Genomic DNA, 12,257 nt, shown 5'->3' with positions numbered 1-12,257 from the left:
TCAGGGTACGGCCTCGATGCGGCAGCCCGGAAAAGCTGCGGCGTAAGGCCACACTACAAACTCGCAAAGCATTTTTCAAATTTTGTTTTGAAATTTTTATTTAATGTTTTGGCAAAAAAAACAGCGGCTGAACGGGTCAGCCGGATCAATCAACACGCAAAAAGAGGTATGAGGATGAACCACGGAATAACGGCAGCAAGATGCGCTTGATGCCCTCCTCCATCATCCTCGATCAATCATCAGAACGCGTAGGTGGCCGACACACTGACCACATCGCCCGACGACTCGGCTTTACCGTCGAGGCTCGCGCCCCCCAGGCGGTCGACGTTCTTGGTCTTCAGCTTGACCTCCTGGACGAACTGGTGAGAGTACGCCACGTCAAGGCTCAAGCCCTTGATCGCTTTGACCTCGTAGCCCGCCCCCAATGACAGGAATGTACGGTCGCCGTCTGGAATCCGTGGGTCACGGGTCGAGTTGCGCGTTGGCGTCTGGTCAAGGGCCACACCCGCGCGCAGGGTCAGCTCATCCGTGGCGCGGAAGTCGCCACCGACGGAGTACATCCAGGTGTCTTTGTAGTTGTAGGGAATGGAGACGATGGTGATATCGCCGGATTTGAGGGTCAGGTCCTTGAACGACGACCACTGAGTCCAGGCCACACTGGCGCCCAACGTGAAGCGGTCATTGAACTGGTGGACCCAGTCAAAGGCCGCCGTGGCTGGAATGTCCAGTTGGGTGCTGGCATGCGCGCCATCCGGGAACAGTTTCAGCCCAGGGTAAGCCTCTTCGACCAGCGTGCCGCTACCACCAAACGGGCTGGGTTGGGTCATCAGGTTGTAGGAAAACTGATCGGCGTAGATATTGTATTTGCCGGTCATTTTGTTCTTGATCTTGGCGTGATAGTTCAGGCCCAGGGTGTCTTGCGGCGTCGGTTTCCAGACGATGCCGGTGAACCAGCCCGCCGAGATATTATCGACCTTGACCCGCATCAGCGCGCCACCTACCCCTGCCGGAAAATCAATGCCGCCCAACAACTCGGACTGGGAGTTGGAGGCCGCCGCCAGCAAGTCGATATTCTGGCTGACGAAGCCTTTGCTGTGCTGGACGATGACACCGCCACCAATCGAGAACTCGTCGTTCACTTTGAACGAAAGAGAACCGGTCAGGCCGACGGTTTCAATCTTGGTGTCTACCGCAAAATCCCGCAGTTTCGAGTCCGAATCCCACGTTGAACGCATGCCTTGCGGAACCACCTGGCTCAACCCGAACGCAAAGCGGTCGCCCAGGGGCATCACCATGAAACCGGTGGGCAACCAGGCGGTGAACCCGCCTTCGCCGCCATTGTTTTCATTCAACGTGGACTCTGCACCAGGGAACCCTTCCTCAGTGACCGGCGTGTTGGTCACGGGGTTGCCAAGATAGTTGTTTGCCTCCCCTTTGTACTTGATCTTGATTCGCGCGTAATCGACGGTGAATTGCGCAACATTGTGCTCGACAAATGCCATGGCCGCCGGGTTGTTGTAGGCGGAACTGGGGTCGTTCTTGAACAGCGAACCACCACCAAACGCACGTCCCCAGCCCTGCGCACCATAGGTCGGCGTGGAGAAGCCGCCGGCTTGCACCGGCGCGGCAACCATCACCCCTCCCATCAGCGCCAACCCCAGCAATACCTGTACCTGTTGTTTTTTATTATTCATGCGGCACTCCTTATTGTTATCTCACTGAACCGACCCCAGCCGGTTCGTCATGCTGCTTGGTTCGCCTGGTCAAAGGCGGTACGTCGAATAGCGGCGCCTGGATCGACCTCAAGGGTTGATCGTCAGCACCGGCGAAGGCTTGAAGGTCAACGCGGTGATCTTGCAAGTGGCATTCATCATGTGCGGGCTGGCCAGGCTGAAGGCGTTGCTGGCAGCGCTCCATTGCAGGCTCAATGTGCTGGGCGTCGCGCAACTGTCGTAGGCCGCCTTTTCACTGAAACCGGCAAGCGTTGCGGTATTCGCGCTGGTAGGCAGCAACGTCCATGGCAGGTTGAGCGGCGCCGAATAGGTACACAGCAAGTTGGTGCCACTGACGGGGGTAAAGGTGGCGCCGGTGATGGTTGCGTGGCTGCCATCGGCGGCGACGTGGCCGGTCAAGGTGAGGTTGCAGGGAACCGGGGTCCACGCGAGCATCTTGACCGCTGTGGAAATCGAGCCCGTGGTGGTAAATGCGGTTCCCGCCTGTGCAAACGTGGCCGCCGTTGCCATCGATGAGGTGAACACCACACCCAGGAGCAGTGCGGCCAAGGAAATTCGTGAGCTGACGCTTTGCATTGTCTCTGTCCTCAGACATTTTATTTTTCAGCCGGCTCCGCCAGCTTCTGTTCAACCCGCGTTAGTGAACGTCGCGGCACTGGATACCCAAGGCACAGTCGTGCATAGCGCAAACAATCCGGTACATAAGAAGGTGTTTAACCTTTGCATCATCATCCCTACCTTTGCCGCAAACCCAACCACCTGCAAACAGGTGCCCCGCGAGAGGCACCTGCGTTGTTGCGGGTGATCAGCCCTTGTTACGGAGTGCCGCTATCAAGGAACGATGGTTACGCCGGTGGCCGTTACATTCAGCGACTGCACGGTGCAGCTGCCTGACAGTGGCTGGTTGGCGGCCGCCAGGCTGATGGACGACGCCGTAGACGCCAGTGTTACGTTGATCTGGGACGGGCCGCAGTTGGTGGCTGGGATCAGTGGTGGAGCACCCGTGATGGTGTAGCCGACGTTGGTTGCGGTGCCGGTGGTGGTGGTGACAGGCGTCAGCAGCCAAGGCAGGCCGGTAATGTTGGGCAGGTTGCACAGGGTGCTGGAGCCCGGGGAAATCGTTACGTTGGTGATATCCGCTTTACCGTCGGCGCGAACAGTGCCTTGGAATACAGCCTTACAGGTCACGGCACCACCAAATGACGACGGCGACTTCACCACAATCGTGCCGGTGGCATCCGTGGTGAACGTTTTGCCCACTGGGCTGAACGAAGCCGCATTGGCCATTGAGGCCGCACCCATGCAAACAGCCAAAGCAGTGAACGATACGAGGGTTTTCAAACTTTTCATTATTGTTCCTCACATGTTATGGCGAAGTCATTTCGCCAGGGGTAATGGCCATGAACGAGAGGTCACGGTGAAACACAGCAGAACTTCCCTTTCCAGCCAAATCTCAATTCGATTACCGCAACAACATCTGACGCTTATTCAACAACTTTGAAGTTCGGCGGCATCTTGATCGACACCGTCTTAATCTTGCAGTCTTCGCCAATCGGTACATTGCTGGCTTCCAACTTACCGGTGGCGTTATCCCAAGTACCGTCGGCGGTGGAAGGCCCACACTTGCCCCCCAGACCGAAGGCGTGCACGTCCACGCTGATCTTCGACATGGAACCACTCTTGGTGTCTTTGGCGATCAATACCCAGGGCAAGTTAATGGCTTCGACCCGGCTGCACTTGAGGCCGCCGTCGAATTCGACTTTGTCGACATTCACCGATGAACCATCCGCCGCGACCTTGCCGGCCACCTTGATGGTGCAGTCGGCGCTGATCAGCGCGCCCTTGGAAAAGCTGATGGGGCCCTGGGCCGTAAAGGCACTGCCGGCTGGCTCGATGCGCGCGGCCTGGGCCTGGTGATAGACGATCAGCCCCAATGCGGCCAATACGATATGGGTGGTGAACTTGGCAGGTGCTTGCATGGTGTACGTCCTTCCCTTGAAATTATTTTTGTTAGGGTCAAACAACTTTCTTGCAACTAAACCGGGAAACCTTGGGCGATAAGAACCTGCGCGATACACAGATCCCGAGTACGCCCACTCACGCGTTAATTCACATCAGAACGGCTTGGCACTGCCGCTGTACTTCTCCAGATACTTCAAACGTTGTGACGGTTGAAGATTGGTCAGGGTGATATCCCCGGCGTAATGATTGAGCACCCGATGGTCCATGCGCCGACGCCACAAGTAAGGCACATAGGCCCAGACAATCATGCTCGCGTAGCCATATGGAAGTTGCGGCGACTCATCGAAGTGGCGCAGCGACTGATAACTACGCGTTGGGTTGGCATGGTGATCGGAGTGCCGTTGCAATTGAAACAGGAAGATATTGGTGACAATCCGATTGCTGTTCCAAGAGTGCCGAGGCGAGCAACGTTCATAACGACCATTGGGCAACTTCTGGCGTTTCAGGCCGTAGTGCTCGACGTAGTTCACCACTTCCAGCAATGAGAACCCGTAGATGCCCTGGATAATCAGGAACGGAATCACCGCCGCCCCCAGCCAGGCAATCATCGCGCCCCACAACACCACGCTGTACATCCAGGCGCTGAGCACGCCGTTCTGCCAGTGCCAGGCGGGCAAGCCGAGTTTGCGCAGGCGTTCACGCTCCAGGTTCCACGCCGAGCGAGCGCTGAACCACACCGAGCGCGGCAGGAAGGCCCAGAAGCTCTCACCCAGGCGCGAGCTGGCCGGGTCTTCAGGGGTGGCAACACGTACGTGATGGCCACGGTTGTGTTCGGTGTAGAAGTGCCCGTAGAACGTAGGCGCCAGGGTAACCTTGGCAAGGAACACTTCCAGCGCGTTGGGCTTGTGCCCCAGTTCATGGGCGGTGTTGATGGCGATGCCCGTTGCCGCGCCGGTGGACATGGCCATGCCCAGGTAGGTGAACCAGCTCGGTTCGCCATGCAGTTGAGTGCGCGCGGTGATGTAACTGGCGGCCTGGGACAGCCAGCTGGAAGGGTCCAGTGTGGCAGCGGCCTGCAGCAGGCCACCCTGGATGATCCATTCAATGCCGCCGGCGGCGAGCCAACCGGTGATCACCACTGACGAAATCACAAACAACACGCCGGTGTAGACGATCCAGCGGTAGTAGCTTTGCGTTTCCAGATGGCTGACGGCGGATTCAGGCGGGTTGCTGACGTCTTCGCCGAGCAGGCCGTCGATGAGCGGGATCAGGCCGAAAATCACCAGTACCCCGACCCACCACAGTTGCTGGATACCAGTGGTAATGGCCAATGCACCGGACAACAGAGGAGTGGCCAGCGGCATGATTCCCAACCACCACAGGTGGCGCTTGCCGTCGGTCCATACGCCAGGAGCTGCCAGAGTCTGGTTCATGACAGGCTCCTTGGCAGGCGGGCAGAAAACAGGTCCGTGGAGCGTTGAATGCTCCCGAAAACCAACCATGCGATAAAAGACGTTTTTTTCATTTTTATCCGCTCTTAGGCATTTCAAAAATCATTTCAAAATATAAATTGAAATATTTTTTTAAATAAATAACGCGGAATCGGTAGGTCGTCAACTACTTTTTCGAGGCCTTTTTTACGTGACCGGGCAGTCTCTTTTTCAGCCGTTTGGTCAGGTCTCTAGAGCAAGCGTTTGCGACAGTCCAACCCGCAATCGAGGCCACGCTTATTTGTTCGCCAGGGCAAACGACGGGGGCAAAAGCGTCGCGCTTTGTGGCGCGCGCATCCGCTTGGCGACCTGCTGCACCACCTCCACCACGCGCGCGGTGGCAGTAATCGGCAGCATGTGGCCACGCCCTTCCACCAACTGCAGCTTCAGGCCCGGCACTAGGTCGGCCAGGGCCTGGCCGTGCTTGCGAAAGTCCAGCACCTGGTCGCGCGAGCCGTAGACAAGGCCGATGGGCAGGGTCAGTCGGGGGTAGCGCTTGACCATCCCCGGCAGGTCATCATTGACCGTGTTGATCTCGGTGGAGGCTGCATAGAAGTTGCCTGGCCGCATGCCGAGCAACCCGCCGCCACGGGTGGCGAAATCTGCCGGGGCGGGATCGGGGGCAAACACGCCCTTGACCACTGAGCCTTTGGTCAGCAGCCCGATGGGCATGGTCAACGTGTGGGCCATCCAACGCCGCAACCACGCCGGACGTACCGCCAACGACAGGAACACCAACGGCAACAGGCGCTGCGGATGGGTCAGCGGCGCCACCAGCACCAACCCGCCTACCGCCGCGGGATGATCGAGGGCCAACGCCAGGGAAATCGCGCCGCCGAGGGAATGCCCCAGCAACAGCGGTTTATCCAGATCAAGGGTCTTGATAAAGGCGGCAATTTGCCGGGCCTGGCCTGGCAGATCAGCCGCGGTGCCCGTGTGGCGCGTGGAGTAACCCGACCCTGGGCGATCCAGGGTAATCACCCGAAACTGCTCGGCCAACTGGCCGGACAAGGCATACGTCAGGTTGCGACTGCTGCCCATCAGCCCGTGAATCATCACCAGCGGCGGGCCCTTGCCCTCTTCTACATAATGAAAGCGCTCGCCCTCCACCTCGACAAAGCGCCCGTTGCTCGGTACCGCCGCTTCGATGCGCCGGGTCATCCGCGCACTGAAAGCCCACAACAAAGCACTCGCGCCGACAAACACAGCGCCAGCGGCAATCCATTCGACAGCCATAGCTCGGTCCTCTGCTTCCCTGCTGCTGACGGCCTGACCGGTATTGGTACCGGCCTCAGCTACCGTTAACGCTCTGTTCCCTAACTGCGTGTGAGAGGTGCTGTCCGTCGGACACATCTCATATGAGGAGCCAGTGACTAGCGTAGGCGATATTTTCAGGTAGATTATTTAAAATCTTTTTTAAAATAATTAATTCATTTTTCCTTTGCAATGGTGTTCTATCTAAAACACACAACAAAAACAGGAGCACATGAGATGCCCATGAAGGACAGCCTATGAATGCCCACGACGATGCCATCGACATCGCCATCATCGGTTCCGGTTTTGCCGGCCTGTGCATGGCCATCAAGCTCAAGGAAGCCGGGCTCACCGACTTCTTGATTGCCGAACAGGCCGATACCCTCGGCGGCACCTGGCGCGACAACCACTACCCCGGTTGCGCCTGCGACGTGCAATCCCATGTGTATTCGTTTTCCTTTGCGCCCAACCCGGATTGGACGCGGCAATTCGCGCCGCAAGCGGAGATCCGCGCCTACCTGGAGCAATGCGCACAGCGTTTCGAGCTGGCGCCCTATTTGCGCTTTGGCATGGGCCTTGAGCGTGCGGTGTTCGATGAGCAGCAACAACGCTGGCAACTGCGCTTCAACGGCGGCCGCCAGGTCAGTGCGCGGGTGTTGGTGTCGGGCATGGGCGGCCTGTCGCGCCCGGCGTTGCCACTGATTCCGGGGCTCGACAGCTTCAAGGGCAAGCGCTTCCACTCCCAGCAGTGGGACCACACCTATTCATTGAAAGGCAAACGCGTGGCCGTGATCGGCACCGGCGCCAGCGCCATTCAATTCGTGCCGCAGATTGCACCGCAGGTAGCGCACCTGGACCTGTTCCAGCGAACGCCACCTTGGATCATGCCCAAGCCCGACCGGGCGATTTCCACCGCCGAACGCTGGCTGTTCAAACACCTGCCGTTCACCCAACGCCTGGTGCGTGGCGCGTTCTACTGGGCCCTGGAGGGCCGGGTCGTGGGGTTTGCCTTGCACCCACGGTTGATGAAAATGGTGCAGAAGATCGCCCAGCGCCACCTGCACAAACAGGTCGCGCGCCCTTCCCTGCGCAAAACCCTGACGCCGGACTACACCATTGGCTGCAAGCGCGTGTTGATTTCCAACGACTACTACCCGGCGCTGTCACGCAGCAACGTCGAGGTGGTGACTGACACCGTGCTGCGCATCGAAGCCGACGGCGTGGTCACCGCCAACGGCATCAAGCACCCGGCCGATTGCCTGATCTTCGGCACCGGCTTCCAGGCCAGCGACCCACTGCCCCGCGACTGCATCATCGGCCGCGATGGCATCGACCTGATGGACACCTGGCACGACGGCGCCCATGCCTACAAGGGCACCACGGTGCCGGGTTATCCGAACCTGTTCCTGATCGTCGGGCCCAACACCGGCCTGGGGCACAACTCGATGATTTTGATGATCGAGGCCCAGGTCACTTACATCCTCGACGCTATCCAGCAGATGCAACGCCATCGCATCGCCACGGTGGAGGTCAAGCCTGCCGTGGAAGAAGCCTACAACCTGGACGTGCAGGCCAAATTGCAGCGCACGATCTGGAACACGGGCGGTTGCCAGAGTTGGTACCTGGACCCGCGCACCGGCAAGAACACCACCCTGTGGCCCGGTTCGACCTGGCGCTTCAAGCAGGTCACCCGGCATTTTGCCCTCAAGGATTACGTGGCCAAGCTGCTGCCGATCCAGCCACCCCGCCCGGTCGCCGTGCCCCACAGCGCCGCCGAAAGGAGCCTGTCATGAAGTCCTTCAACGGTCGCGTCGCGGCCATCACCGGCGCCGCTTCCGGCATGGGCCGCGCACTGGCCCTGGCCCTGGCGCGGGAAGGTTGCCACCTGGCGCTGGCCGACAAGAACGGCCCGGGGCTGTTACAGACCGTGGCGATCATCAAGGCATCCACGCTGTCGCCGGTGACGATGACCACCCAGGTACTCGACGTGTCCGACCGCGAGGCCGTGCAAGCCTGGGCCAGCGAGACCTTTGTGCAGCACGGCCAGGTCAACCTGATCTTCAACAATGCCGGGGTGGCGCTGTCGAGCACCGTGGAAGGCGTGGACTATGCCGACCTGGAATGGATCGTCGGCATCAATTTCTGGGGCGTGGTCCACGGCACCAAGGCGTTCCTGCCGTACTTGAAAGCCAGCGGCGACGGCCATGTGGTCAACACCTCCAGCGTGTTCGGCCTGTTTGCCCAGCCCGGCATGAGCGGCTACAACGCCACCAAGTTTGCGGTGCGCGGGTTTACCGAATCGCTGCGCCAGGAACTCGACCTGCAACGCTGCGGCGTGTCCGCCACCTGCGTGCACCCGGGCGGCATTCGTACGGATATCTGCCGCAGCAGCCGCATCGACGCGAACATGACCGGCTTTCTGATCCACAGCGAACAACAAGCCCGCGCGGATTTCGAAAAGCTGTTTATCACCGACGCCGACAAGGCCGCCAAAGTGATCCTGCAAGGCGTGCGCCACAACAAACGGCGCGTGCTGATCGGCCGTGACGCCTACTTTCTCGACCTGCTCGCACGCTGCCTGCCGGCGGCCTATCAAGCGCTGGTGGTACTGGCCAGCAAACGCATGGCGCCCAAAACGCGCCCCCAGGTCTTGGAAACCAACGACGAGTCCCGTCTCTGAACAGGAGCACCTGCCATGTTGCCGATCCGTCGCGATCTCCACTTCGCCTTGCCTGCCGAACGTATCAAGGACTGGCATGAACAAGGCCCGTTCATCACGCACTTTTTCAATGCCCTGTCGCTCCTGTTTCCCCAGGGCGAACTGTTTTTCATGGACAGCGTGCGTCACTACCGCGCGCAAATCATTGACCCCGAGCTGAAAAAACAGGTCCAGGGGTTTATCGGCCAGGAAGCCATGCACAGCCGTGAACACGTGGCCTACAACGACTTGCTGCAAGACGCCGGCCTGCCGGCACACACTCTCGACCGGCGCCTGAAGTTCATCCTCGATTGGCAGAAAAAACACTTCCCGCCGTCGTTCAACCTGGCCATCACCATAGCCCTTGAGCACTACACCGCCATGCTCGCAGAGATCCTGCTCAGCGACCCGTCGCGCTTTGGCGACTCACTCAAGGGTTACCAGCAGATGTGGTACTGGCACGCCCTTGAAGAAACCGAACACAAAGCCGTGGCCTTCGACGTGTGGAACCGCGTGATAGAGCCCGGGCCAAAGCGCTACCTGCTGCGCACCGGAACCATGCTCACCACCACGGTGTTCTTCTGGCTGGTGGTGTTGGATTTCCACCTGCGCCTGCTGATTGCCGACCGCAAGGCCGGCGGGCACCTGAAGGGTTTCTGGCGCATGCTCAAGTTTCTGTATGGGCCACGGGGTGTGTTCCCACGGATGTTTCGGCCCTGGCTGGATTACTTCCGGCCAGGCTTTCACCCCTGGGACCACGACAACCGCGCGCGCCTGGAGCGCATCGACAGCCTGGTCGAAGAGGTCGAACGCAGCTACCCCTCGACCTAAGCCTCGGCCAGCGCCGCACGTTCGCGCACAAACCGTTGCAACTGATCGCCCGGCAGCGCCTTGCTGAAATACCAGCCCTGGATAAACAGCTCGCTGCCGGTATTCAAGAAGGCCAACTGCTCGGCGGTCTCCACCCCTTCGACCACCACACCCAGGTTCAGCGCCTCGCAAAAGCGCAACATGCCCGTCAGCACTTGGGCGCCTTTGGGGTCGCACTGAGCGACCACAAAACTGCGGTCGATCTTGATGAAATCCACTGGAAACTGGTGCAGGTAACTCAGGGCGGAAAACCCGGTGCCGAAGTCATCGATATACACCTTGGCGCCGATGGCCTGCAGCTTCTCGATGGTCTGGCGCGTGGCCTGGATATCACTTACCAGCGCGTCTTCGGTGATTTCCACCGACACCTGCCCATGGGCCTGGGCCAGAATCTTCACCAGGCGATTGCCGTAGGCCGGGTCGGTCAAGGTGGCGCTGGAGATATTGATGGTCATCGGCAGCGCAAACCCCAATGCCTGCCAATGCTGGTACTGACGCACCGCCTCGGACGCCACCCACACATCCACGTCCGGCATCAACCGCGCCTGCGCCAGCCACTGCAAGAACTCCCACGGCGAATGCACCGTGCCCTGGCTGTCACGTGCGCGCATCAACGCTTCGCAGCCAGTACACAGGCCAGTCAGGGTGGACACTTGGGGTTGGTATTCGAGGTAGAACTCATAGTCGCTGATTTGCTGGATGCGGCTCAGTTCACTGGCCTGGCGCGCAATCGCCTTGTGGGACGCCAGCACCGGGTCGGCCTCCAGCAAGCGGCCCTTTTCTTCCAGGCCGCGAAAGGTCATGTCCAACGAGCGCAGGTACACCGTGCCGCCTTCAGCCGGTTGGCGATGGATCGCCCGCACATAGGGCGCGTAGATCAACGTGCCCACGCCCAACAACACCAGTTGCAACGCCACCGCCGCGATGTCGCCATGGGTACTGAGGTAGGCGTTGAACAGCACCGGCGAGGTGAACGGCACACTGACCACTGCCGGCGACACCCAACCCAGTTGCACCACCGTCAACGCGGCCATGGCGTTAAACGCCGGCACCAGCAGAAACGGAATGAACAGGCGCGGGTTGAGGATGATGGGCAAGCCGAACAACAGCACTTCGCTGACGTTGAACAACGACAGCGGCACACTGGCAATCGCCAGCAAACGCATGGACTGGCTCTTCGAGAACAGCAGGATCGCCACCAGCAAACACAGGGCGCCGCCGGAGCCGCCGATAAATGCAAAACTGCCCAGCAGGCCACTGTTGAGCGCATACCGGATCGGCTCACCCGCCGCCAACGCCGCCGCGTTGAGCACCACCGCATGGTCAAGCACATCGAACAGCGGCTGCATGGCGTACACGCCATGGATACCAAAAAACCACAGCAGCGAATTCATCAACGTCACAAACAGGCCGCTGCCGTAGGGCGAGTCCAGCGCTTCGAGCACCTGCGGCCCCTGCAACTGCGCCACATAGGGAATCTGCAACAGCAGCGACAACACCACCACCAGGGCCAGCGCCGTCACGGCACCGGGCAGCACCATGTTGATGGTGCCGCGCAAGTTGTGCCCCACCAGGTCCTCGTTGACCAATCGTGTCCAACGGTAACGGTGCAACCAGGCAATCGCCGGCACATTGAGCAGTGGCGAGGCAATCGCGATAAACAACACAAACGTGGCCGAAGCGCGCGGGTACTCACGCAGGATAAACGTGGCCACCACCACATGGGCCAGGCACAGAAACGCTACGGGCAGCTGGGGCAAGCGGTACTGGATCGCCAGCATGTAGCCAATCGACGCCGCCACCAGCAGCGGGATCACCGAACTGATCTGGTTGTGCAACCCGGCCAGGAAACCCACCACCTGCGGATCGAACCCCAGCACCCGGGCGCATTCGGACAAGATCAGAAACCCCGCTGACACCAACAGGCACGGCAGGATCCACAACAGCCCTTCACGAATCGCACGCAACGACTCGGTGCTGGCCAAGGCAGCCAGACGCTGGGTAAAAAACAGCTTGAACAGCGTTTGCGCCATGACCGATCCCTCTGTCCATCGCGGGGCGAAAATACCGACTAACGCTACACGTCCTGATGCCGGGAGTGAAAGGCTTTTGCCGTGCCCGGGCAAATTATTCCCTACTCATTTGGAGCCTTGGCGGTTGTCGAAGGCCCCCGTTTGGCCCATCCTGCCGGATAGCTGTTGCCACAACCGGTAACGTTTCCCTCGAATGGAGTCGAGCCCCGAGCCTTGC

At 59.8% G+C, this 12,257-nt stretch carries 10 protein-coding genes; 3 read left to right on the top strand and 7 right to left on the bottom strand.

The window, feature by feature from the left end; all coding sequences use genetic code 11:
• Nucleotides 1–239 precede the first annotated feature (239 nt).
• From ACZRMO_RS23800 to ACZRMO_RS23775, 6 genes are all read right to left on the bottom strand, one after another.
• Complete coding sequence (locus ACZRMO_RS23800) at nucleotides 240–1,694, bottom strand: outer membrane protein transport protein (protein ID WP_463974404.1); 1,455 nt, start codon at nucleotides 1,692–1,694, stop codon at nucleotides 240–242.
• A 108-nt stretch (nucleotides 1,695–1,802) separates the two neighbouring features.
• The gene (locus tag ACZRMO_RS23795) at nucleotides 1,803–2,282 is read right to left on the bottom strand and encodes a protein activator (RefSeq protein WP_463974403.1); all 480 of its coding nucleotides are present in this window, start codon (nucleotides 2,280–2,282) and stop codon (nucleotides 1,803–1,805) included.
• 282 nt (nucleotides 2,283–2,564) lie between these two features.
• Nucleotides 2,565–3,083, bottom strand: coding sequence for an alkane oxidation protein activator PraB (gene praB / locus ACZRMO_RS23790; RefSeq protein ID WP_257781058.1), 519 nt, complete (start codon nucleotides 3,081–3,083; stop codon nucleotides 2,565–2,567).
• Between the two features lie 134 nt (nucleotides 3,084–3,217).
• Complete coding sequence (gene praA, locus ACZRMO_RS23785) at nucleotides 3,218–3,712, bottom strand: alkane oxidation protein activator PraA (RefSeq protein ID WP_017739150.1); 495 nt, start codon at nucleotides 3,710–3,712, stop codon at nucleotides 3,218–3,220.
• Nucleotides 3,713–3,847: 135 nt separating this feature from the next.
• Entirely contained in the window at nucleotides 3,848–5,128 is a 1,281-nt protein-coding gene (locus ACZRMO_RS23780; RefSeq protein WP_463974402.1) for an alkane 1-monooxygenase, read from the bottom strand.
• A 294-nt stretch (nucleotides 5,129–5,422) separates the two neighbouring features.
• Nucleotides 5,423–6,421, bottom strand: coding sequence for an alpha/beta fold hydrolase (locus ACZRMO_RS23775; RefSeq protein WP_463974401.1), 999 nt, complete (start codon nucleotides 6,419–6,421; stop codon nucleotides 5,423–5,425).
• Between the two features lie 275 nt (nucleotides 6,422–6,696).
• Here ACZRMO_RS23775 and ACZRMO_RS23770 point away from each other — a divergent pair, with 275 nt between their 5' ends.
• Genes ACZRMO_RS23770 through ACZRMO_RS23760 form a run of 3 tightly spaced genes read left to right on the top strand, consistent with a single transcriptional unit; the run spans nucleotide 6,697 to nucleotide 9,968 of the window.
• Nucleotides 6,697–8,232 carry a flavin-containing monooxygenase gene (locus ACZRMO_RS23770; RefSeq protein WP_463974400.1) on the top strand — a complete coding sequence of 512 codons (1,536 nt, stop codon included), beginning with the start codon at nucleotides 6,697–6,699 and terminating at the stop codon, nucleotides 8,230–8,232.
• The gene (locus tag ACZRMO_RS23765) at nucleotides 8,229–9,119 is read left to right on the top strand and encodes an SDR family NAD(P)-dependent oxidoreductase (protein ID WP_463974399.1); all 891 of its coding nucleotides are present in this window, start codon (nucleotides 8,229–8,231) and stop codon (nucleotides 9,117–9,119) included. Before ACZRMO_RS23770 ends, ACZRMO_RS23765 begins: the two co-directional genes overlap by 4 nt.
• 15 nt (nucleotides 9,120–9,134) lie before the next feature.
• Nucleotides 9,135–9,968 (top strand): metal-dependent hydrolase, encoded by an 834-nt coding sequence (locus ACZRMO_RS23760; RefSeq protein WP_463974398.1) that lies wholly within the window; start codon nucleotides 9,135–9,137, stop codon nucleotides 9,966–9,968.
• Here the strand turns inward: ACZRMO_RS23760 and ACZRMO_RS23755 are convergent.
• Nucleotides 9,965–12,040, bottom strand: coding sequence for a PTS sugar transporter subunit IIC/EAL domain-containing protein (locus ACZRMO_RS23755; RefSeq protein WP_463974397.1), 2,076 nt, complete (start codon nucleotides 12,038–12,040; stop codon nucleotides 9,965–9,967). The genes ACZRMO_RS23760 and ACZRMO_RS23755 overlap by 4 nt on opposite strands.
• Nucleotides 12,041–12,257: the final 217 nt, after the last annotated feature.

Source organism: Pseudomonas sp. B611 (assembly GCF_055407965.1).
Note: the sequence above shows the minus strand (reverse complement) of the source record. Positions and strands in the feature narration are given on the sequence as shown.